21 protein-coding genes are annotated in these 20,591 nt (G+C 64.4%); 11 read left to right on the forward strand and 10 right to left on the reverse strand.

What is annotated here, in order from left to right; all coding sequences use genetic code 11:
- Positions 1 to 4 precede the first annotated feature (4 nt).
- Genes hydA through ACUXVA_RS14215 form a run of 5 tightly spaced genes read right to left on the reverse strand, consistent with a single transcriptional unit; the run spans position 5 to position 4,793 of the window.
- Positions 5 to 1,420, reverse strand: a complete 1,416-nt coding sequence (gene hydA, locus ACUXVA_RS14195; protein WP_445492767.1) for a dihydropyrimidinase — start codon at positions 1,418 to 1,420, stop codon at positions 5 to 7.
- Between the two features lie 36 nt (positions 1,421 to 1,456).
- Positions 1,457 to 2,182 carry a maleate cis-trans isomerase family protein gene (locus ACUXVA_RS14200; RefSeq protein WP_265079721.1) on the reverse strand — a complete coding sequence of 242 codons (726 nt, stop codon included), beginning with the start codon at positions 2,180 to 2,182 and terminating at the stop codon, positions 1,457 to 1,459.
- Positions 2,179 to 2,967, reverse strand: a complete 789-nt coding sequence (locus tag ACUXVA_RS14205; RefSeq protein WP_265079720.1) for an ABC transporter ATP-binding protein — start codon at positions 2,965 to 2,967, stop codon at positions 2,179 to 2,181. The genes ACUXVA_RS14200 and ACUXVA_RS14205 overlap by 4 nt, the downstream gene beginning before the upstream one ends.
- Before the next feature lie 3 nt (positions 2,968 to 2,970).
- Entirely contained in the window at positions 2,971 to 3,777 is an 807-nt protein-coding gene (locus ACUXVA_RS14210; protein WP_265079719.1) for an ABC transporter permease, read from the reverse strand.
- Between the two features lie 8 nt (positions 3,778 to 3,785).
- Positions 3,786 to 4,793 carry an ABC transporter substrate-binding protein gene (locus ACUXVA_RS14215; protein WP_445492769.1) on the reverse strand — a complete coding sequence of 336 codons (1,008 nt, stop codon included), beginning with the start codon at positions 4,791 to 4,793 and terminating at the stop codon, positions 3,786 to 3,788.
- Between the two features lie 300 nt (positions 4,794 to 5,093).
- On the opposite strand from ACUXVA_RS14215, the gene ACUXVA_RS14220 reads away from it, so the two are divergent.
- From ACUXVA_RS14220 to nikE, 8 genes are all read left to right on the forward strand, one after another.
- Positions 5,094 to 5,744, forward strand: coding sequence for a GntR family transcriptional regulator (locus tag ACUXVA_RS14220; RefSeq protein ID WP_445492771.1), 651 nt, complete (start codon positions 5,094 to 5,096; stop codon positions 5,742 to 5,744).
- A 137-nt stretch (positions 5,745 to 5,881) separates the two neighbouring features.
- The gene (locus ACUXVA_RS14225) at positions 5,882 to 6,856 is read left to right on the forward strand and encodes an NAD-dependent epimerase/dehydratase family protein (RefSeq protein WP_445492773.1); all 975 of its coding nucleotides are present in this window, start codon (positions 5,882 to 5,884) and stop codon (positions 6,854 to 6,856) included.
- Position 6,857: 1 nt separating this feature from the next.
- Positions 6,858 to 7,619, forward strand: a complete 762-nt coding sequence (locus ACUXVA_RS14230) for an SDR family oxidoreductase (protein ID WP_445492775.1) — start codon at positions 6,858 to 6,860, stop codon at positions 7,617 to 7,619.
- On the forward strand, positions 7,616 to 9,052 hold the full coding sequence (locus ACUXVA_RS14235; protein WP_445492777.1) for an NAD(P)-binding domain-containing protein: 1,437 nt from the start codon (positions 7,616 to 7,618) through the stop codon (positions 9,050 to 9,052). Before ACUXVA_RS14230 ends, ACUXVA_RS14235 begins: the two co-directional genes overlap by 4 nt.
- Positions 9,053 to 9,210: 158 nt before the next feature.
- Positions 9,211 to 10,803: an ABC transporter substrate-binding protein gene (locus tag ACUXVA_RS14240; RefSeq protein ID WP_445493287.1), complete on the forward strand. Its 1,593-nt coding sequence runs from the start codon at positions 9,211 to 9,213 to the stop codon at positions 10,801 to 10,803.
- 222 nt (positions 10,804 to 11,025) lie between these two features.
- Positions 11,026 to 12,054, forward strand: coding sequence for an ABC transporter permease (locus ACUXVA_RS14245; protein ID WP_445492779.1), 1,029 nt, complete (start codon positions 11,026 to 11,028; stop codon positions 12,052 to 12,054).
- Entirely contained in the window at positions 12,051 to 12,899 is an 849-nt protein-coding gene (locus ACUXVA_RS14250; RefSeq protein WP_265079715.1) for an ABC transporter permease, read from the forward strand. Before ACUXVA_RS14245 ends, ACUXVA_RS14250 begins: the two co-directional genes overlap by 4 nt.
- On the forward strand, positions 12,896 to 14,605 hold the full coding sequence (nikE, locus tag ACUXVA_RS14255; protein WP_445492781.1) for a nickel ABC transporter ATP-binding protein NikE: 1,710 nt from the start codon (positions 12,896 to 12,898) through the stop codon (positions 14,603 to 14,605). Before ACUXVA_RS14250 ends, nikE begins: the two co-directional genes overlap by 4 nt.
- A 4-nt stretch (positions 14,606 to 14,609) precedes the next feature.
- On the opposite strand, the gene ACUXVA_RS14260 is transcribed toward nikE, so the two are convergent.
- Together ACUXVA_RS14260 and ACUXVA_RS14265 are read right to left on the reverse strand one after the other, a co-directional pair.
- Positions 14,610 to 14,795, reverse strand: a complete 186-nt coding sequence (locus tag ACUXVA_RS14260) for a hypothetical protein (RefSeq protein ID WP_265079713.1) — start codon at positions 14,793 to 14,795, stop codon at positions 14,610 to 14,612.
- A gap of 205 nt (positions 14,796 to 15,000) precedes the next feature.
- A complete protein-coding gene (locus tag ACUXVA_RS14265) occupies positions 15,001 to 16,188 on the reverse strand; it encodes an HWE histidine kinase domain-containing protein (RefSeq protein WP_265079712.1) in 1,188 nt (395 codons plus the stop codon).
- A gap of 318 nt (positions 16,189 to 16,506) precedes the next feature.
- Here ACUXVA_RS14265 and ACUXVA_RS14270 point away from each other — a divergent pair, with 318 nt between their 5' ends.
- Both ACUXVA_RS14270 and ACUXVA_RS14275 read left to right on the forward strand, forming a co-directional pair.
- Positions 16,507 to 17,373, forward strand: coding sequence for a hypothetical protein (locus ACUXVA_RS14270; RefSeq protein WP_445492784.1), 867 nt, complete (start codon positions 16,507 to 16,509; stop codon positions 17,371 to 17,373).
- 143 nt (positions 17,374 to 17,516) lie between these two features.
- The gene (locus tag ACUXVA_RS14275; RefSeq protein WP_265079710.1) at positions 17,517 to 17,750 is read left to right on the forward strand and encodes a hypothetical protein; all 234 of its coding nucleotides are present in this window, start codon (positions 17,517 to 17,519) and stop codon (positions 17,748 to 17,750) included.
- On the opposite strand, the gene ACUXVA_RS14280 is transcribed toward ACUXVA_RS14275, so the two are convergent.
- Positions 17,747 to 18,103 carry a hypothetical protein gene (locus ACUXVA_RS14280; RefSeq protein WP_413776537.1) on the reverse strand — a complete coding sequence of 119 codons (357 nt, stop codon included), beginning with the start codon at positions 18,101 to 18,103 and terminating at the stop codon, positions 17,747 to 17,749. The genes ACUXVA_RS14275 and ACUXVA_RS14280 overlap by 4 nt on opposite strands.
- 190 nt (positions 18,104 to 18,293) lie before the next feature.
- On the opposite strand from ACUXVA_RS14280, the gene ACUXVA_RS14285 reads away from it, so the two are divergent.
- On the forward strand, positions 18,294 to 18,626 hold the full coding sequence (locus ACUXVA_RS14285) for a hypothetical protein (RefSeq protein WP_445493288.1): 333 nt from the start codon (positions 18,294 to 18,296) through the stop codon (positions 18,624 to 18,626).
- Positions 18,627 to 18,691: 65 nt separating this feature from the next.
- Here ACUXVA_RS14285 and ACUXVA_RS14290 read toward each other — a convergent pair whose 3' ends face one another.
- Positions 18,692 to 19,519: a quinoprotein dehydrogenase-associated SoxYZ-like carrier gene (locus ACUXVA_RS14290; protein ID WP_445492786.1), complete on the reverse strand. Its 828-nt coding sequence runs from the start codon at positions 19,517 to 19,519 to the stop codon at positions 18,692 to 18,694.
- Between the two features lie 58 nt (positions 19,520 to 19,577).
- Complete coding sequence (locus tag ACUXVA_RS14295) at positions 19,578 to 20,501, reverse strand: quinoprotein relay system zinc metallohydrolase 2 (RefSeq protein ID WP_265083793.1); 924 nt, start codon at positions 20,499 to 20,501, stop codon at positions 19,578 to 19,580.
- Between the last annotated feature and the right edge of the window lie 90 nt (positions 20,502 to 20,591).

Below are 20,591 nucleotides of genomic sequence, written 5' to 3' on the forward strand. Positions count from 1 at the left end.
ACGTCTATGCCGGGCCGCGGTCCCCGGCAGCCGGCGCGCTCCGGCTGACGTAGCGTCCTCCGCCCTCGCGGCCGACCAGCGCGCCATCGCGCACGACAAAGCGTCCACGCAGCATGGTCGCCACCGGCCAGCCGGTGATCTCGATGCCTTCATAGGGCGTGTAGTCGGCGCCGTGATGCAGGCCGGCCTGCGACAGGGTCGCCGTCTTCTTGGGGTCCCACAGCGCGATGTCGGCGTCGTAGCCGACGCTGATCGAGCCCTTTCCTGTCAGTCCGTAGGTCTTGGCGTGGTTGGTCGAGGTCAGTGCCACGAACTGGTTGACGGTGATGCGTCCCTTGCTGACGCCTTCGGAAAACAGGATCGGCAGCCGGGTCTCGACGCCGGGAATGCCGTTGGGAATCCAGCGGAAGCTGGTGCGTCCGCCCGGCGTCAGCTTGCCGGCTTCGTCGTCGAAGCGGAACGGGCAGTGGTCCGACGAGAACAGCGTGAACACGCCCTGCTGCAGGCCTTCCCAGCACGCCTGCTGGCTGGCCACGTCACGCGGCGGCGGCGAGCAGACGTATTTCGCGCCCTCCATGCCGAGATCCTTCAGGTCCTCCTCGGTGAGCACCAGATATTGCGGGCAGGTCTCGCCGGAAATCTTCAGCCCGCGCTGCTGGGCGCGGCGGATCTCTTCCATCGCCTCTCGGTTGGAGACATGGACGATGACCAGTGGCACGTCGATCAGCTCGGCCAGCGAGATGGCGCGATGGGTAGCCTCGCGCTCCACGGCGATGGGACGCGACTTGGCGTGGTAATACGGCCCGGTATTGCCGGCACGTTCGAGGCGGTCGGCAAGAAAACGAATGGCGTCATAGTTCTCGGCATGAACCTGCACCAGCGCGCCGGTCTCACGGGCCACCGTCAGCACCTGCAGGATCTCGTAGTCGCTCAGCACCATGTCCGCATAGGTCATGAAGATCTTCAGCGACGTGTAGCCGTCGGCAACGAGCGCCGGCAGTTCCTGGCCGAGCACGGCGTCGGTGGGATCGGAGATGATCAGATGGAAGGAGTGGTCGATGTAGCAATGCCGCTCCGCCAGCGCATGATAGTCCTTCAGCGCCTCGCGCAGCGGCTGCCCCTTGGCCTGCAGGCAGTAGGGCATCACGAAGGTGTTGCCGCCGAACGCCGCTGCCCGCGTCGCGCTGGTAAAATCGTCGGCCATCACGATGCCCGGACCGGACGGCTGCGAGATGTGGACGTGGCTGTCGATGCCGCCCGGCAGCACCAGCAGTCGGGTGGCATCGACGATTTCACTGGCGTCGGTCAGCGCCTCGCCGAGCGCGACGATGCGGCCGTCCCTGATGCCCACGTCGGCCTTGAAGGTCTCGCTGGCGGTCACCACGGTGCCGTTGCGAATGACGGTGTCGAAAGTGGCCATGGCGAGACCTCCCGTTGAGTGTGTGTTGCGAACCGGTCAGACGTTCTGGAACAGCGAGCCCCAGCCGGTCACTCGCTTGGTGTCGACGCCGGCCATCTTCAGGCACTTCCATACCACGGTGGCGATGGTGTCGTAGACCGGGATGCCGGTTTCCTGCTCCAGTTTCGCGGTCGACGGCGCCACCCGCAGATTGGTGCAGATGATGGCAATGGCGTCGGGCTTGTCAGCGGCGACGTCGCGGGTCATCTGCTCCAGTTGCGGCACCGGCACTTCCGAGAACGAAAAGTTGTCCTGCAGGTTGAGATGGCGCTCACCGCCGCAAGCGATGCCGAGCTTGCCGTAATTGTCCAGGATCTTTGCCTGAACCGCATCGAGATAGGGCGTCACATAGCCGAGCTTCTTCACGCCCGTAGTGGCAAGGATCTCGTTCAGCGCCAGCATCGAGGTGGTGGCGGGAATGCCGGTGGCGGCCGTGATCTGCTCGCACAGGCGGACGTCGGCTTCGAAGCCAAGCCAGCCCGACGACGTGCCGTTCCAGCCGATCACGTCGACCTTGGCGTGGGCCAGCAGTTCGGCGGCCCGCAGGATCTCCGAATTGTCGAACTGCGCCAGCGCGGTGTTGGACAGGGCTATCTCGGTGACCTTGAAGCGGGAGAAGTGTGCGGAGACTTCCGGAAGCCCCGCCAGCATGGCGGTGGTGATCGGCTCCAGCGCCGTGTTGGACGATGGGGTGAGCTGGCCGAGCAGAACGCGTTTGGTCATGGGTGATCCAGAGTTTCGAGGGTGGGTGTTGCCCGCTCCGAGCGGAGCAGGTCGAGGATGTGCCGCTTGATCTCGTTGAACTGCGGGCTGGTGATATCGCGCGGTCGCTCGAGGTCGATCGGGATGATCTCCTTGATGCGGCCGGGCCGGGCGCTCATGACTGCGACATGGGTGCCGAGGGTCAGCGCCTCGTCGATGCCGTGGGTGACGAAGACGATGGTCCCCTGATGCTGCTGCCAGATCCGCACCAGCTCGTTCTGCATCTCCATCCGGGTCTGCTCGTCGAGCGCGCCGAACGGCTCGTCCATCAGGATGACCTGCGGATTCATCAAGAGCGCGCGGGCGATGCCGACGCGCTGGTTCATGCCGCCGGACAGCTCGGATGGATAATGGTTTTCAAAGCCGGTGAGGCCGACCATGTCGATGTAGCGCTGGGCGACGGTGCGGCGTTCTTCCTTCTGGCCGCCCCGCAGCTTGAGATGGAAGCCTACGTTTTCCCAAACCGGCAGCCACGGCATCAGATTGGCCTGCTGGAACACGACACCGCGATCGGAGCCTGGCGATGTGATCAGCTGGCCGTCGACGGTGACGGTGCCGGACGACGGCTTCTCGAAGCCGGCGATCATGTTCAGCAGGGTTGATTTGCCGCAGCCGCTGGGGCCGAGCAGGCACAGGAACTGGTTCTTGGAAACCTCCAGGTTGATGTCGTCGAGCGCGATGACGTCGGCCTTGCGCTTGGCGTCCTTGAAGACCTTGGAGACGTGGGAAATATCGATCGTTGCCATCGCCTATTCTCCCGCGATCGTGGTGTTGCGCTGCCAGTGCAGCACCTGGCTCATCACCGCGCGGATGCCGAGGTCGCTGAGAAAGCCGAGCAGGCCGATGCTGGCCATCGCCGCCAGCACGAGGTCGTACCGCAGGAAGTAATAGGAATCCCAGAGCACATAGCCGAGGCCGCTTTTGACGGCGACCATCTCGGCGGTCACGGTCAGCATCCAGGCGGAGCCGATGCCGATGCGCAGGCCGGCGAAGATGCTGGGCAGCGCCGCCGGCAGCACGATGAAGCGCAGCAGCTCGCGGTTGCCGCCGCCGACCATGGCGCCGGCGCGGATCAGGTTGCGGTCGCAGGTCTTCACGCCGTGGATGGTGTTGAGCAGGATCGGGAAGAACGCCCCGAGAAACACCAGGAAGATCGCCGGCTTGTTGGCGATGCCGAACCAGATGATTGCCAGCGGAATCCACGACACCGGCGGGATCGGCCGCAGCATCTGCAGCGTCGGCTCGATGATCACCTCGATCTTGCGCGACCAGCCGATGGCGACGCCGGTGGACACCGCCAGTACCGTGGCGATGGCAAATCCCGCCAGCACGCGGGACAGGCTGGCGGCCATGTCGGACAGCCAGTGCCCGCTATAGGTCTGGGTGTTGCCGTCGGTGCCGAACAGCCAGTCCGCCCATGCCCACACCACGGTGGACGGGGCGGGGAGCAAGGCGGCGGGAAGCGCGCCCGAGCGCGAGAACGCTTCCCAGCCGGCCAGGATCAGCACCGGCACGATATAGCGGTCGAGTTTTCTGAAGTGCCGGAGGCTGGCCATGATCGATCTCAATAGCCGAGTTCGGTCTTGGGCTTGCCGGTGGCGGCTTCGAGGAATGTGTAGTTCATGTTCTTCTCGACCGCGGCGGAGACGTCGGAGTTGATGTACTTCAGGTCCCGCATCATGTTGGCGATGGCCAGCGCCGAGGCGCGGTACATCTTCGGATCGGGATCGAGATTGTCGACGGCGCCTGTCGCGATGGCCTTGTCGAGGCCGGTGACCTTGGAGATGACGTCGATCAGCGCGCCCTTGTCGGCGGCGACGAATTCATCGACCTTGACGATCGCCTTGACGGTCGCTTCGAGTTCCTTGGGCTTGTCCTTGACCACGTCGGAGCGGGTCAGGATCAGGTTCGTCAGCTTGCCGGCGGCCTGGTCGTAGGGCAGGCCGAACATCTTGGCCGCCTTCTGCTGCAGAATCTGCGTGGCGAACGGCTCGACGGTGCAGATCAGTTCGATCTCGCCGCGGCGCAGCGCCTGCAGATGGTCCGACGGGTTGGGAATATTGACGAACTGCACATCCTTGTTGATGTCGATACCCTGCTTGGCGAAGGCGCCGCGCATGTGGATGTCCTGCGCATTGCCGCGCGACGCTGCCACGCGGAACGGCTTGCCGGCTGCCTTGTAGTCGGCGATGACCTTCTTCAGCGAGGCCCAGTCGTTGGGCGTAACCGGCAGGTCGTTGCCGACCAGCATGGCGGAGCCGCCGTTGACCTGGCCGGAAATCGCGACCACGTCGAAACCCTTGTCGAGCGCGATGGCGTAATGAAGATAGGTGACCTGCGCGACATCGAGATTTTTCGAGATCAGCGCGGTGAGTGCGTCGGTGCCGGTGTTGAAGCTGACGGCATCGATCTGCACGCCCTTGGCGTATTGCGGGGTCAGCGACATCGGCGTGCAATGGGCGCACTTGGCGTAACCGAGCTTGATGACGGGCTCTGATTGGGCGAGGGCGCCGGGTGACATGGCCGAGGTCAATCCAAGGGCGAGACAAATGCCGAGCAATAATCGTTTCATGGTCGCAATCTCCGGGCGTGGGCGATGGGTTCGCTTTGACCTGCATCCATCAGCAAGCCTCATGCCACTTCGAATACGATATGCAATTTTCATATTATCTTGAAATATCAATGATTAAATGCTAATAGTAGTCATCAAAAATTGCTGCATCTTTAGGCGGAGAACACGATTTTGAGGCATTTCGAACCGTCCAGCGATGTGGCTCATGACTGAGCTGGCCCCCGCGCGCGGCTGCGGACGCGCTTCAAGCCCACCCGGCTGAAACTGTCGTCCGACCATTCGAAGCGGCCGCTGGAGCGCATGTCGCTGCACGACCAACTGGTCGCCAAGGTGCGGGAGATGATCGTCGACGGCGAACTCGCGGCCGGCGCGCCGTTGCCGGAAAAGATGCTGTGCGAGACCTTCGGCGTGTCGCGCACGCCGCTGCGCGAGGCATTCAAGATCCTGGCCGCCGAAGGACTGATCGAATTGCGCTCGCACCGGACGCCGGTGGTGACGCCGGTCAACCGCGATGAGATCGCCGACAGCTTTGCCGTCATGGTGGCGCTCGATGGCGTGGCCGGCGCCCAGGCCGCAATGCTTGCGACCGGCGCCGATATCGCCCGGCTCGATGCGATGCATGCGCAGTTGGTGGCGTTGCACCGTGATGCGGCACGCGCAGCCTATTTTCGCATGAACCAGGATATTCACATCGAAATCACGCGGCTCGCCGGCAACCCGGTGCTGCTCAACATCTGGACCACCTTGAACGCCAATATCTATCGTGCGCGCGCGACGGCGAATTACGATGCGAAACGGTGGACCGAGTCCGTCAAGGAGCACGAGGATTTCATGGCGCTGCTGCGCGCGCGCGATGCGCAGGGCTTTGCGGCGTCGCTCAGCGCGCATACCCGCAAGACCGGCGACGCGGTTCTCGCGGCGTTGAAAACCGCAGCCGAGGCGGGTGGCTAGTCGCGGACGCCATCTTGCCTTGCGTCATGCTGCCTGTTGAATGAGCGTTGCGCGCTCCAAAAACTTGCTTGGAGAAGACCGGGCCGATGGTCCAAAGAGTGCCGGTTGAACCGGCAGTGCGGTTCCTGGATCGAGCAATGAACGTCCTGATCTTTGGCGGCACCGGTTTTGTGGGGCTCAATATCGCCGATGTCCTGCTGTCGCGGGGCCATGCGGTGACATTGTTCGACCGCGCAGGCTTGCCGCCGGCGGCGCAGCGGGCCTTCCGCCGTCATGGCGACAGGCTGACGATGGTATTGGGCGACATCCTCGATCGCGCCGCGGTCGATGCGGCCATCGCCGGCGGCATCGATGCGATCGTGCTTGGCGCCGCGATCACCGCCGATGCGGAACGCGACGCCGCCGATCCCGAGAGCATTCTGCAGGTCAACCTGATGGCGCAGACGCCGATCCTTGTTGCGGCCAGGCGTCACGGCGTTCGACGCGTGATCAACCTGTCCTCCGCGGGCGCCTATGGCGCCGCCGCCTTTCGGCACGCGCTGCTCGACGAGGAACTGACCTGCGATCCCCAGTCGCTTTACGCCATCACCAAATTCGCTTCCGAGAAGGTCGCCGCGCGCCTCGCCGCGCTGTGGTCCATGGACATCGTCAGCGTGCGGCTCAGCGGCGTGTTCGGACCGTGGGAGCGGGCGACCGGCGTGCGCGACACGCTGAGCCCGCAGATGCAGATCATCGACGCGCTGCATGCGGGACGCGAAGCCGTACTGCCGCGCGCCGGCGTCAAGGACTCGATCTACGCGCCGGACGTGGCCGACGCCATCGCCCTGCTGCTCGAGGCTGCCAGGCCGCAACATCGCCTGTACAATATCTCCACCGGCGTCGAATGGTCGGCGCTGCAATGGGGTGAAGCACTGGCGGCGCTCAATCCGGGCTTCGTCTGCCGGCTCGCCGCGCCGGGCGAAGCCCCGAACGTCAATCTGCACAGCGCCGCCGACCGCGCGCCGCTGGCTGTGACGCGCCTCGCGGAGGAGTTTGGCTGGCGGGCGCGCTTTGGCTGCGCCGATTCCGCGGCTGACCTTCAGGACTGGTCGCAGCATCAGGAAGGAAACTGAGATGAGACTTCATGGACGCACGGCGATCATCACCGGCGCAGGCTCCGGCATCGGCCGCGCCAGCGCGCTGCTGTTTGCGCGCGAGGGCGCATTCGTCGCATTGGTCGATCGCGACGAGGCCGGCCTGCAGGAAACTCTTGCGGAGATCCAGGACGCGAAGGGCGATGCCTCGATCCACGTCGGCGATGTCGGCGACGGCGAATACGCGTCCGGAACGGTTGAGCATATCGTGGGCCAGCGCGGCCGGCTCGACATCCTCATGACCTCCGCCGGCTTCTCCGTCGGCGGCACGGTGGTGACCACCGCGCCGGAGGATTGGGATGCGGTGTTCCGCACCAATGTGGGCGGCACCTGGCTGTGGGCGCGCGCGGCGGTGCCTCAGATGCAGCGACAGCGCAAGGGCTCGATCGTCACCGTTGCCTCGCAGCTGGCCATAGCCGGCGGCAAGGGCAACAGCGCCTATATCGCGTCCAAGGGCGCGATCCTCAGCCTGACCCGCACCATGGCGGTGGACTTTGCCACCGACGGCATTCGCGTCAATGCCATCGCACCGGGGGCCATCGACACGCCGCTGCTGCGCCGCAGTTTTGCGCGGCATGCCGATCCCGATCCGGTCCGCGAAGCGTCGCGCAACCGCCACGCCATGAAACGTTTCGGCGAGGCCGTGGAGGTCGCCGAAGCGGCGCTGTATCTCGCCAGCGACGCGTCGTCCTTCACCACGGGGACCGTGCTGCCGGTCGATGGCGGATGGCTCGCGGCATGAACGACGCTCTCTCGGCTTTGGAAGCACAGGTTCGCGACGATCTCCACAAGACCGCGCATCCCAATGTGCCGTGGCTCAAGGCAAGGCCCGGTCCGGATGGCAAGCCGGCGCTGGACGTGCTGATCGTCGGCGCCGGCCAGTCCGGTCTCGCCATCGGCTTCGGCCTGCTGCGTTCGCAGGTCGGCAATATCCTCGTTCTGGACAAGGCCGCTGAAGGTCTCGAAGGTCCGTGGCTCACTTACGCGCGCATGCCGACCTTGCGCAGCCCGAAGCATTTCACCGGTCCGGACCTCGATATGCCGAGCCTGACCTACCAGTCCTGGCACGAGGCGATGTTCGGCCGGGAGCACTGGCAGCAGCTCGATCGCATCCTGCGGCAGCACTGGGTGGACTATCTGATCTGGTTCCGGCGTGTGGTCGGCGTGCCCGTGCGCAACGGCTGCGAGGTGCTGGACATCAAGCCGGCCGCGAATGGTTTGCTCGCGGCTTCGGTGCAGACCGCCGGCGGCATGGAGACGCTTTATGCGCGAAAAATCGTGCTGGCGACCGGGCAGGAGGGCATGGGCAACTGGATGATTCCGGAGCCACTGGCGCATCTGCCGCCCTCGCTGTGCGTCAACGCGTCGGCGGACATCGATTTCGCAGCGCTGCGCGGCAAGCAGGTCGTGGTGATCGGCGCCGGCGCGTCGGCCTTCGACAACGCCGCCACGGCGCTGGAAGCAGGCGCCGCCGAGGTGCACCTGCTGTGCCGCCGCGCCGAGGTGCAATTGATCCAGCCTTATCACTGGCTGACCTTTCGAGGCTTCCTGCGGCATTTCAGCGAGCTCGACGACGCCTGGCGCTGGCGCTTCATGCGCACCATCCTGGACATGCGCGAGGGGTTTCCGCAGCCGACCTGGGACCGCTGCGCGCGCCACGCGAATTTCGTCCTGCATGAGGGCGCTCCGGTCGAGGCTGCCCAACAGGCGGGCAACAAGGTCGAATTGCAGACGCCAGGCGGGGCGATGGTCGCCGATTTCTTGATCTGCGGCACCGGCATCGCCATGGATTTTACCAGCCGGCCCGAATTGCAGAACTGCGCGGCCAATATCGCCACCTGGGCCGACCGCTACCAGCCGCCGCAAAGCGAGCGCAGCCCGCGGCTCGGCCGCTTTCCCTATCTGGCCGAGGATTATGCCCTCACCGAGCGCGTGGCCGGAGCGACGCCGTGGATCTCCGATATCCATCTCTTCGCCATCGCCTCAACCATGAGTTTCGGCGCATCGGGTTCATCCATCAACGCGATGACGACCGCGGTTCCGAAGCTTGTGCATGGACTGACTCGCGGCTTGTTTCGCGCGGATATTGAGGGACACTGGGCTACCCTGCAGGCTTACGACGTCCGGCAGGCCGTTATCCGCAGGGAGCCGGAGACTGCAGACGACGCTGGATGATCCCGGTGCGATCGTGCAGGCTGACGCAGCCTCGCGGAGGCCGGCCGGACCGCTTGGCGCATTAATTGCTTTAGATATCGAATAGTTCACGGTGCAGGGCATCGAAGGGTTGTTGATTTCAGGGGAACAGGACGATGAGACTTTCTTATTCGAAGCAGATGCTGGGCGCGGCCGCCGTGCTGGCCTTTCTGGTCGCCGCGGCACCGGTCAAGGCGCAGACCCGGGCCGAGACGCTGCGCTATGTCACGGGCGCTTCGGTCAATACGCTCGACCCGAACATTCCCGGCTCGACCCGCGAAGCCTTTGCCGTCAGTCTCTCGACCTATGACCGGCTGGTCTCGTTCGGACGCAAACAGCTCAACGGCAAATGGGTGTTCGACCTCGATACCATCCGCGGCGAACTCGCCGAGTCCTTCGATGTCAGCCCCGACGGACTGAAGATCACCTTCAAGCTGCGCAAGGACGCCAAGTTCCAGGACGGCTCGCCGGTCACCGCCGACGACGTGAAGTGGTCGCTCGATCGCGCCGTCACCGCCAAGATTCTCGGCAAGGCACAGTTGCTGACGGGCTCGCTGACCGATGCCAGCCAGTTCAAGGTGATCGATCCCCTGACCTTCGAAGTGACGCTGCCGAAGCCCGACAAGCTGGCGCTGCCGAACCTCGCCACCGTCTATCCGATCATCATCAATTCGAAAGTCGCGAAGGCGCATGTGACCGAGGAAGATCCCTGGGCGCAGGCCTGGCTGAAGGAAAATACCGCGGGTTCGGGCGCCTATGTCATCGACAGTTTCAAGCCCGGCGAGCAGGTAATCCTGAAGCGCAACGACGCATGGAATCGCGGTCCCGGCGGCAAGCAGGCGTTCTTCAAGCGGTTGATCCTGCAGTCGGTGCCGGAGCCTTCGACGCGCGCCAACCTGGTCGAGAAGGGCGATGTCGACATCGTCATCGACCTGCAGGCCAGCGATGCGCAATCGCTGGAGGCCAAGGGCAAGCTGAAGGTGATCTCGACCCCGCAGTACAATGCCATCACCTTCATCTCGATGAACAACCAGATGCCGCCCTTCGACAAGGTCGATGTGCGCCGGGCCGTTGCCTATGCGTTGCCCTATGACGATATGTTCAAGGCGGCTTTGTTCGGGCGCGGCGATTTGCTCACCGGCGCCACCTGGACCGATGGCAAGCCGCCATCAGGCGGCTTCCCGATCAAGCAGCCGATCAAGCTCGATCTGGACAAGGCCAAGGCCTATCTGAAGGCGGCGGGCTTCCCGGATGGCTTCTCCACCACATTCAGCTTCAACGTCGGCCAGTCCGCGACTGCGGAACCGATGGCCGCACTGGTGAAGGAATCGCTCGCCAAGATCGGCATCAAGGTGGATATCCAGAAGCTGCCCGACGCGCAGATGTCGACGCAGATCACCGAGAAGAAACTGCCGTTCTTCACCGAAGGCATCGTCGCCTGGCTGCCGTCGACCGACTACTTCTATCGCAACTTCTACACCGGTAACCAGCGCTGGAACTACAGCTCGATCGACAATGCCGAACTCACCGCCATCGCGCAGGAAGCTCGTTTCGAGCCGGACAAGGCGAAGTATGAGGCCGACGGCATCAAGCTGAACGCCATCAATTTCGACCAGATGCCCCAGGTGCCGTTGTGGCAGCCGAGCCAGGACGCGGTGATGGCGCCGTCGATCGAAGGCTACACCTATCAGTTCCACCGCCAGGTCGACTATCGCGACCTCAGCAGGAAGTGATAGACCGATACTGCACGACAAACTAGAGCGTAGGGTGGGCAAAGGCGCACTTGCGCCGTGCCCACCACTTTGATGCTCGGTGGTGGGCACACTTCGCCGAGCTTCCCGCGTCGCAGCTTTGCCCACCCTACAATTGCAGCTTCCCGCAAGCGGGGAGAGGTAATGAAGATCATGAGCCGTGTGATCTTTCTCACGACAGTTTAAGGCGAACCATTTGTGTTGATGAAGCTGGCATCCACTGCGAAACGCGCCGCACGGCGTTTTGCCTCGTCACTGCCCGCATTGTTCGGCGTGCTGATCTTTACGTTCCTGCTGATGCGGGTGCTGCCTGGCGATCCTGCCGTGTTCTTCGCCTCCGGTCCCAATGCCGGCAAGGAAGAGATCGAGACCATCCGCAAGCAGATGGGGCTCGACAAGCCGGTGCCGCAGCAACTCGCGCTGTACCTCTACGACGTCGGCCGCGGCAATCTCGGCCGTTCGCTGATGACCGGCCAGACCGTCACCAAGGATCTCAAGGAGCGGCTTCCGGCGTCGCTGGAACTGACCTTCTCGGCCCTGCTAATCGCGCTCGTGCTCGCTCTGCCGCTCGGGATTCTGGCGGCGCTCAGGCCGGGGTCGCTGATCGATCACGGCGTGCGCATGTTCTGCGCGCTCGGCGTCTGCGTGCCCACTTTCGTCTCCGGGCTGCTGCTGATCTATGTGTTCTACTATCTGCTCGGCATTGCGCCGGATCCGACCGGACGCGTCGATATCTTCATGACGCTGCCGCCGTCGCATACCGGCTTCCTGCTGATCGACTTCCTGATCGCCGGGGATTTCGAGGGCTGGTGGGCCGCCTTCAAGCAGTTGATCCTGCCGGCCTGCACCATGGCGCTGTTCGTGATCGCGCCGCTGGCGCGCATCACCCGCGCCTCGATGCTGGCCTCATTGGGCAGCGACTTCGTGCGCACCGCGCGCTCGGTCGGCCTGTCGTGGTGGCGGATCGTCGTCACCTATGCGCTGCGCAACGCCATCCTGCCGGTGATCACCATTGCCGGCATCGTGTTCTCCACCATGCTCGGTGCCAACGTGCTGGTGGAAAAAGTGTTCTCGTGGCCCGGCGTCGCGTCCTACGCGCTCGACGCGTTGCTGTCGTCCGACTACGCGCCGGTGCAGGGTTTTGTCCTCTTGATGGCGTTCGTGTTCGTCATCGTCAATCTGGTCGTCGATGTCCTCTACGGCATCGCCGACCCCAGGATCTCCATCGGATGAGCAGCGCTACCCTCAGTCACGCCGCCTTCATCCTGCGCGGCAATCCCATCACCGGCATCGCTGCCGCCGGCTCGACGCTGCTGATTCTCGTCGGCATTTTCGCGCCGTGGCTCGCGCCCTACGATCCGATCGTCTCCGACGTGGCCAATGCCCTGCAGGGGCCGAGCGCGGCGCATTGGGCTGGCACCGACCAGCTCGGCCGCGACGTGTTCAGCCGCATCATCGTCGCCACCCAGCTCGATCTCGCCATCGCGATTTCCGCCGTCGGCATCTCCTTCGCGCTCGGCGCGGTGATCGGCGCGCTGTGCGGCTATAGCGGCGGCCGGCTCGATCGCGCGGTCGGCCGCTTCGTCGACGTGCTGATGGCGTTTCCGCTGTTCGTGCTGGCGATGGCCATGGTCGCCGCGCTCGGCAACCGGGTCGAGAACATCATCATCGCCACCGCCATCATCAACCTGCCATTCTACATCCGCTTCGCCCGCGCCGAAGTGAACGTGCGGCGTAACCTCGGCTGGGTCGAGGCCGCGCGCGCCAGCGGCGAGAGCCATTTCTCCGTGGTGCTGCGCTTCCTGCTGCCCAACGTGCTGCCGGCCATGGTGGTGCAGATGTCGCTCAATCTCGGCTGGGCGATCATCAACGCCGCCGGACTTTCGTTCATCGGACTCGGCGTCAAGGCGCCGACGCCGGAATGGGGCATCATGGTCGCCGAAGGCGCGCGCTTCATCTCCACCGGCAAATGGTGGCTGGTGGCGTTTCCCGGCCTGGCGCTGATGATGGCAGTCTTGTGCTTCAACCTGCTCGGCGACGGGCTGCGCGACATTCTCGATCCCCGCCAGCGCACATGAGCAATCTTCTCGACATCGAAAACCTGCACGTCACCTTCTCCACCCGCCGCGGCCCGGTCGAGGCGGTGCGCGGCGTCTCATTGGCTTTGGCGCCGGGCGAGACCCTCGGCATCGTCGGCGAGAGCGGCTCCGGCAAATCCGTGACCGGCTTCGCGGTAACCCGGCTGCTCGACACCTCCGGCAAGATCACCGGCGGCCGCATCCTGTTCCGCGACCGCGAAATCACGAAAATGTCCAATGCCGGCCTGCGCGAGATGCACGGCTCGGCCATGGCCATGATCTTCCAGAACCCGCGCGGGGCGCTCAATCCGATCCGCGCCATCGGCCAGCAGATCGCCGATGCCATCCTCGCGCACAAGAAGATCTCCGCCGAAGCCGCGCGCGCGGAGTCGCTCGAGCTGCTGCGCGCCGTGCAGATCCGCGATCCAGAGAAGCGCATGAGCGCCTATCCGCATGAGCTGTCTGGCGGCATGTGCCAGCGGGTGATGATCGCCATGGCGATCTCATGCAATCCGTCTCTGCTGATCGCCGACGAACCGACCACCGGTCTCGATGTCACCACCCAGAAGGTGGTGATGGATCTGCTGGCATCGATCGCCGCCGCACGGGGTATGGCGACCATCCTGATCACCCACGATCTCGGCCTCGCCGCCCGTTACTGCCGTCGCGTGGTGGTCATGGAGCAGGGCAGGCTGGTCGAGCAGGCCGACGCGCTGACCCTGTTCCAGTCGCCGCAGCATCCCTACACCAAGCGGCTTGTGGCGGCGTCGCCGACGGCGACCTCGCGGGTCGAGGACCTCGTCACCGGCGAAGACCGCGCGTTGCCGCCGACCGTTCCCGCCGCGCCCCGGCCGGCGCTGGCGCACGGCACACCGCCGCTGCTTGACGTGCAGAACCTGGTGAAGCGCTTTCCCGACGGCACCCTGGCGCTCAAGACCTTCTCCATGACCATGGCGGCCGGCGAGAGCGTCGGCCTGGTCGGCGAGTCCGGCTCCGGCAAGAGCACGACGTCGCGGATGATCTGCCGGCTGCTCGACCAGAGCGAGGGACAGATCAACTTCAACGGCGAATCCATCAGCCATATCCCGGCGCGGGACTTTCACAAGGCGCCGCAGCGCCGTGCCATCCAGATCGTGTTCCAGGATCCCAACGACAGCCTCAATCCGCGCTTCACGGCGTTCGACTGCATCGCCCATCCCTTGATGCGGCTGGTCGGCATGCGCAACGGCGATGCCCTGCGCAAGCGCGTGGGCGAATGCGCCGAACGCGTCGGCCTGCCGGCCGAGCTGCTGCAGCGTTTTCCGCATCAATTGTCGGGCGGCCAGAAGGCACGTATCGGCATCGCCCGCGCCATTGCCTGCGAGCCGAGCCTGCTGGTGCTCGACGAGCCGACGGCCGCGCTGGATGTCTCGGTGCAGGCAGTGGTGCTGCAACTGCTGGAGCGGCTGCGCCGCGAGGACGGGCTGTCGTTTCTGTTCGTCAGCCACGATCTCAACGTGGTCAGGATGATGTGCCAGCGCACCATCGTGCTGCGCAACGGCGAGATCGTCGAGCAGGGCGAAAGCCACGCTTTGTTCGACAATCCGCAGACGGACTACACCCGCGAACTGGTCGACGCCGTGCCGCATATCGAGAAGCTGCCGATGGCCGCCGGCAGCCGAGCGGAAAACTCCGGCGTCGGCCAAGGTCCAGGCCAACGTCTATGAGTTGTCAATTCGCCGGTGTCGGTCCCCCGGCGGTTCGCACCAGCCGATCGGCCTTTTGCAGGACGTAATGGCTTTCCGGCTGTTCCCGCGCAAAGAAGCTGATCAGGACAAAGGCCAGGCAGAACAGCAGGCCCGTGACCATGATCCTTCGATGCGTGCTCTTGTCGGCATTGTGCATGGAGCTGGACATCTCTGATCCCTCACCAGGGCAGACTACAAAGACGACCGCGAAATACAAACCTTCTCACGTCTTAACCTAACCAGTAAAGGTTACGGCGTCGCTTGAATGTGAGCGAATGCGTTCGTATTCGTTAACGTCTCGCCGTCGCTGCAGTGCGACGCGCTCATAGCCGTCAGCAGGCTTGCGGTCGCATGAGCGTTGTTGGGTGCTCCGGTCAGGCTTTGACTTCCAGAGAAGCCAGCGGCACGTCGAGCACATAGACGAATCCGTCCGGCTCATAGGCCAGATGCACTTCGCCGCTGAGCTGTTGGCCCAGCGATCCCATCATCCTGGTGCCGAAGCTGCGGCGGGTCGGCTCCTTAACCGCGGGGCCGCCCTTTTCGGTCCAGGTCAGGCGCAGCCGTTGCGCGGCGGCGTCGATGGTCCAGGCGATATCGATGCGGCCGGAGGGCACGGACAGCGCGCCGAACTTGGTGGTGTTGGTGCACAGCTCGTTGAAGGTCATGGCCAGTGCGATCACCGCGCCGGAGGTGATGCGGATATCCGGTCCTTCGATCGAGAAGCGGCCGGCGCCCTGGCTGTCATAGGGCTCGGTGGCGCCGCGGACGGTATGGGCGAGGCTGGCATTGGCCCAGCTGACCTGCATCAGCAGGTCGTGGGCACGTCCCAAGGCGATCAGCCGGCCCTCGATGGCGTGCTGGGCATGTTCGATGGAGGTCGCCGTGCGCAGGCTCTGCGATGCGATCGCGCCCACGGTGGCCAGCGTATTCTTGATGCGGTGATGGAGCTCGTCGAGGATCAGTTTCTGCAGCTTGTCGGCAGCCTCGCGCTCCTCGGCGTCGATGCCGGCCTGTGCCAGCAACACCTTGGCATCGATGACCGCCTGCTCCAGCAGCAGCCGCAGGCTGTCGTTCTCGGCGGTCAGCGACTCCTGTGCCGACGAGGGCGGCCCGCTCGGTCTGGTCTTGGTGAGCGCTTCGACGGCGAGCGGAATCGTGGCTTTGGAAACGGCCGTCAGGACGCCCTTGCCAATCATGTTCTGCAGCTCGCTGATCATCTGCTTGACCTCCAGCGGCTTGCCGAAGAAGCGGCTGTCGGTCGGCTTTTCGCTGTCGGCCACCTTGATCTGGCCGGACACCAGGATGATCTTGATCGCCGGCCAGCGGTCATGCACTGCATGGGCAAGCTTCAACCCATCCATGCTGCCGGGCATCTGGATGTCGGTGAACAGCAGCGAGATGTCGGAGCGCGACTCGAGGATGGCGATCGCTTCGTCGGCATTGACCGCTTCCACCGGCGTGTAGCCGGCATCCTCGACGATGTCGACGGCGCGCATGCGCAGCACCATCTCGTCTTCGACGATGAGGACGTTGGTCTGGGAGTCCGGCGGAAGGGTGGCCATGGAGGGACTGACGCTTTCAAAAGGAGCCGACAATATCGCGCGAGTCCGACGCAGTGCTCGACCCAGGCGGCAGGATGCAATTGATGATTGGACGCCCTGACCGCGATTGCGCAGTCAGGATTAGCCGGAAGATCGGCATCCATCACACATCAGTGCGCCACCGCCCGGCAGATGGCGAGGAAAATGAATTAAATCTTGCACGGAACCATTCGGCGTCGGCGCTACCGCGAACGGTGGCGGCTATCCAGGACACAGCGGCTTGCGCTAGGATCGGGTTGGCCAACCGTCACGGCCAGTCTCCGTCTGCCGGTGATCCTGATGCCAGTCCGCTCGGACATCCTTCGCGCTGCGGCGCTGTGCATCGCGGCCCTGCTGCCGGCCGGCGCGCGCGCCGAGGGAATCGATACCGAGCACCTGTTCGGCTTCATGATCGGATCCGACGTCGGCGATCGCGGCGAGCGTGAGTTCCAGACCCAGTCGACAGGGCGGTTCGGCAAGCGCGGCGGCGCCTACCGCGGCGGCGAGCAGGAATTCGAAGTCGAGTTCGTGCCGGCGCCGGATTTCCGCGTCGAACTCGGCAGCAGCTTCGCAGCTCACGACATCCGCAACGTCCCCGGTCTCGACGACCGCCGCCGGCCGGCCTGGCAGGGCGTGTCGCTCGATCTGCGCTATCGGTTTTTCGGTCGCGAGGCGGCGCCGTTCGGCATGACCGTGGCGCTGCAAACTCACGCCGAGCGGATCGACGAGACCAGCGGCCTGCCGGGCCGCGCTTACGGCACCGAGCTGACATTGGCCTTCGATCGCGAACTGGTGCCGAACGCGGTGCTCGCCGCGCTCAATGTCAGCTACCAGCCGGAATGGACGCGGCTGGCCGGGGCCGCATCCACCGAGCGCGAATCGACGCTGGGCGTGGCGATGGCCGTGATGGCCCAGGTGCGGCCGGGACTGCTGATCGGCGGCGAAGCGCGCTATCTGCGTCGCTACGACGGCCTTGGCCTCGACGCGCTGGAAGGGCAGGCGCTGTTCGTCGGGCCGACGGCCTATCTGAAACTGTCCGAGCGGTCGCGGCTGACCGCCGCCTGGAGCTCCCAGGTCTGGGGGCGCGAGAGCGGCTCGCGGGCCGCGCTCGACCTGGTCAGTTTCGAGCGCCATCAGGCGCGGATCATCTATGGCGTCAATTTCTGAGCCAGGCCGGGGCGATGATACCAGCGACTGCTGTCGGCTGCTCGTCGCAGTGGGTTGTCTTGAAACTTCTCGGGCGCCGTTCCGTTGCTTTTCGTGGTATCGTGGCTGCGAAGCAGGAATGCCTTGAGAAGAGGATGCCTGGAATGAATCCCATCAATCTGATCGTGACCGTCTGTGCGGTGCTGTCGCCGGCGACCTGTGAAGAGACGCGTCTGACGTTCAACTGGAGCGGCTCGCTGCAGCAATGCAGCATGGGGGCGCAGCCCTACATCGCCCAATGGGTCGGCGAGCATCCAAAATGGACCGCGGTGCGCTGGCGCTGCGAATATCCCCACACCAACGACAAGGCCTCGGCCGGGACGCCGGCACGCGGCTAGTTGCCCTTGCTGCAGTCCTTGAGATCCTTGTCGGCAATCGAGAACACCGCGTCGGCGACGATCTCGATGTCGCGCACTGTGCATTGCCGCTTGTCGCGGTAGCTGACGCGGGCGTCATAGCGCCCCGGCACCACGTCGGTGATGCGCAGCCGTTCGTCGTGGTCGACCTCCTTGTCCTTGTCATTGAGAGTCTGGTTGGGGCCCCATTCGCTCTTGCCGGCCGGAGACAGCTGGAAGCCCGATATGGTCTCCGCGGTCAAGTTCCAGAGCCGGATGCCCTTGCCTTTGACCTGCGCCGCGACAGGGGCGGCGGCGGCGATCAGGATCGCCGACGAGAGCAGCAGCACGCGCATCATGAGGTTTCTCCCGGACTTGTCGTTCGTTATCTCTTGCTATCACGCTGCGAGGGGATCGTGAAAGCCGGCGCACTCGTGGTGCAGCGCAAAATCGTTGGACACGAGACTGTGCTGTTTGCTGCCGGCGCTGGCCGTAGTAGCGTAGTGAAAAGGCGGAGACCTGACGATGGCGGCCAAATTCATATCGATGACAATCGCGGCGTTGGTCGTGTTCGGCGCGGTGTCTGCTGCCACGGCCGAGGACGTCAACGACTATCCCACCTCGGCGCGGGCGGAATATGTGTTCGGCTGCATGAAGGCCAATGGCGAGAACCGCCAGGCTCTCGACCAGTGTTCCTGCTCGGTGGATGTGGTGGCGTCGCTGTTGCCCTACGATCGCTATGTAACTGCGGAGACGGTGCTGAGCATGGCGCAGGTTCAGGGCAATCTCGGCGGCCAGTTCCGCTCGTCCCTGCAGGCCACCACGGCGCTCAACGACCTACGCCGCGCCCAAGCCGAAGCCGAAGTGCGCTGCTTCTAGAATTCGTCTTGCGGCAGAAGCTGGCGCCTTCCCTCGCGCGCCGCTCCGCGAAGCGCAGGGTTCGCTCACATCCCCGGCGTTTCCGCTTTCCATTCGCCCTGGAAAATGTGGCCTTCGGTGTCCTTGGCCTCGACGCGGATCTGCCGGGCGCCGTTGGAGGCGTAGGTGAAGCGGATATTCGGATCTTCGGAGATCGAGATTCCCCCCTCCATCGATAGCACCAGCGCGTCGTCCTGCGTGATCTTGATGGTGTCGATAAAGAATGCCGGAATGTAGAGCTGGGTCACCTGGTCCATCTGCAATCCGGAATTGTTGGGATGACCGATCATGACCTGGGCGTCGCGGGTGCGGCTGACGGGGCCGTTGCCGGCCTTGGCGTCGCTGGCGCCGGAGAATTGCCGGAACCGGAGCTGGCCGATTCTTGTCTTGGACTCGTCGGCATTCTTGGCGGTGGGCGCCGAGCAGCCGCCGGACGCCTTCACATAGGTCTTCACCATATAGAGGTTGCCGTCGCTGAGCTCGGCGACGGCGTGCACATCGGTGTAGTTGTTGACGCGGACGCGGGTCGAGATCTCCGACACCGCGGCGTCCGCGCCGAGCACGAAGCGCGCGGCCATCGGCGCCGGGTTCTGGTCGATCACCAGGGTGATGGCTTTGACGTGGCGCGGATCGGTCGGCGGCAGCAGTGCCCGCAGTGTCACCGGAACGATCGCGGCATCCTCGGCGCGGGCCGGCATCTGCAGCGCGATGATGCCCGTACCGTCCTTGATCTCACGACTGTTGAAGATGTCCTGTACGAGACCGGGCCAGGGATCGGGCGCTGCAGCGCGCGCCGCGGGCGCGACGGCAAGCAGGGCGGCCAGGCAAAAGAGGCGGAGTCCGGATCGAAACATGGTCGCGCTTCCTGTCCATGGTTGACGCAACAGTCCACAGCATAGGCCTGCTGCGCGTTCATTCCCACTCAATTTCTGAAAAGGCTGTTGTTGCATTGCGGCCGTTATAGTCGTCGAACAGCTGCCAGCGCGTGCGCTCCGACGCAGCGGCGGAACTGGCCGCGGCCATTGGCGCCCCTCGGGCGACGAGCGCCCGGATGTCGGTGATGAGCGTTGTCAGGTAGCGACGCTCATCGTCCAGCCCGTGTCGCCCCGCAGTCACCGGCCCATGTCCGGGGACCAGACGCTGGACCGGCAATTCGTCGAGCCTGTCGAGCACCTTGAGCCAGCCGCGCAGGCTGCCGTCGAGCACAGGGATATGCGAAATGAAGGCGAGGTCGCCGGCAAAGAGAGTTCCCGTGTTCCGATCGAACACTGTGAGATCATGATCGGTGTGGGCGGCAGGCCATGCCTGCAATGTGAGTTTGCGGCCGCCCAGGTCAAGTTCCATCGCGTCGTCAACCAGCAGGGTCGGCGCGACGATGCGCACCTCGGCCATCAGATCTTCGCCGATGACGCCGCGGAATGTGTCGAGATAGAAGTCGCCGCGTGCCTCCAGAGCGCGCGCGAGCTTCGTGTGGCCTACGAATACGGTTCCATCGGCCACGAATGCCGCGTTCCCGAAGACATGGTCGGGATGCCCGTGCGTATTCACCACATAACGAATCGGTTTTTTCGTATGTGCACGAATGGCGGCGAGCAGGCGGCGGCCTTCGCGCACGCTGCCGCCGCTATCAATCACCGCCACGGCGTCGTCGCCGATGATGAAACCGGCATTGGCCGCGTCGCCTTCATTGCCCGGCGTCATCAAGGAAATGGCGCCGATGTGAACAAAAATTCCGGGTGCTACTTCGTCGACCGCAAGCGCCGAGCTGTCATGCTGCGCTTGCACAAGTGTAGTCGCGGCGATTGCGACGGCAGCAACAAGCGCATTCCACCGCATTTTCATTGATGTTTTGCTCCATCGGACATGTGCGTCAGTGGCACTGACCAAATAAAAGTTGCGGCGACGCAAACGGAATTTGGTGCGATG

It is taken from the genome of Rhodopseudomonas sp. RCAM05734 (assembly GCF_052658035.1).

Bases quoted from the DNA above. Each gene is read 5' to 3' on its own strand.
- hydA (WP_445492767.1), bottom strand. From the start codon at position 1,420: ATGGCCACTTTCGACACCGTCATTCGCAACGGCACCGTGGTGACCGCC.
- ACUXVA_RS14200 (WP_265079721.1), bottom strand. From the start codon at position 2,182: ATGACCAAACGCGTTCTGCTCGGCCAGCTCACCCCATCGTCCAACACG.
- ACUXVA_RS14205 (WP_265079720.1), bottom strand. From the start codon at position 2,967: ATGGCAACGATCGATATTTCCCACGTCTCCAAGGTCTTCAAGGACGCC.
- ACUXVA_RS14210 (WP_265079719.1), bottom strand. From the start codon at position 3,777: ATGGCCAGCCTCCGGCACTTCAGAAAACTCGACCGCTATATCGTGCCG.
- ACUXVA_RS14215 (WP_445492769.1), bottom strand. From the start codon at position 4,793: ATGAAACGATTATTGCTCGGCATTTGTCTCGCCCTTGGATTGACCTCG.
- ACUXVA_RS14220 (WP_445492771.1), top strand. From the start codon at position 5,094: ATGTCGCTGCACGACCAACTGGTCGCCAAGGTGCGGGAGATGATCGTC.
- ACUXVA_RS14225 (WP_445492773.1), top strand. From the start codon at position 5,882: ATGAACGTCCTGATCTTTGGCGGCACCGGTTTTGTGGGGCTCAATATC.
- ACUXVA_RS14230 (WP_445492775.1), top strand. From the start codon at position 6,858: ATGAGACTTCATGGACGCACGGCGATCATCACCGGCGCAGGCTCCGGC.
- ACUXVA_RS14235 (WP_445492777.1), top strand. From the start codon at position 7,616: ATGAACGACGCTCTCTCGGCTTTGGAAGCACAGGTTCGCGACGATCTC.
- ACUXVA_RS14240 (WP_445493287.1), top strand. From the start codon at position 9,211: ATGCTGGGCGCGGCCGCCGTGCTGGCCTTTCTGGTCGCCGCGGCACCG.
- ACUXVA_RS14245 (WP_445492779.1), top strand. From the start codon at position 11,026: ATGAAGCTGGCATCCACTGCGAAACGCGCCGCACGGCGTTTTGCCTCG.
- ACUXVA_RS14250 (WP_265079715.1), top strand. From the start codon at position 12,051: ATGAGCAGCGCTACCCTCAGTCACGCCGCCTTCATCCTGCGCGGCAAT.
- nikE (WP_445492781.1), top strand. From the start codon at position 12,896: ATGAGCAATCTTCTCGACATCGAAAACCTGCACGTCACCTTCTCCACC.
- ACUXVA_RS14260 (WP_265079713.1), bottom strand. From the start codon at position 14,795: ATGTCCAGCTCCATGCACAATGCCGACAAGAGCACGCATCGAAGGATC.
- ACUXVA_RS14265 (WP_265079712.1), bottom strand. From the start codon at position 16,188: ATGGCCACCCTTCCGCCGGACTCCCAGACCAACGTCCTCATCGTCGAA.
- ACUXVA_RS14270 (WP_445492784.1), top strand. From the start codon at position 16,507: ATGCCAGTCCGCTCGGACATCCTTCGCGCTGCGGCGCTGTGCATCGCG.
- ACUXVA_RS14275 (WP_265079710.1), top strand. From the start codon at position 17,517: ATGAATCCCATCAATCTGATCGTGACCGTCTGTGCGGTGCTGTCGCCG.
- ACUXVA_RS14280 (WP_413776537.1), bottom strand. From the start codon at position 18,103: ATGCGCGTGCTGCTGCTCTCGTCGGCGATCCTGATCGCCGCCGCCGCC.
- ACUXVA_RS14285 (WP_445493288.1), top strand. From the start codon at position 18,294: ATGACAATCGCGGCGTTGGTCGTGTTCGGCGCGGTGTCTGCTGCCACG.
- ACUXVA_RS14290 (WP_445492786.1), bottom strand. From the start codon at position 19,519: ATGTTTCGATCCGGACTCCGCCTCTTTTGCCTGGCCGCCCTGCTTGCC.
- ACUXVA_RS14295 (WP_265083793.1), bottom strand. From the start codon at position 20,501: ATGCGGTGGAATGCGCTTGTTGCTGCCGTCGCAATCGCCGCGACTACA.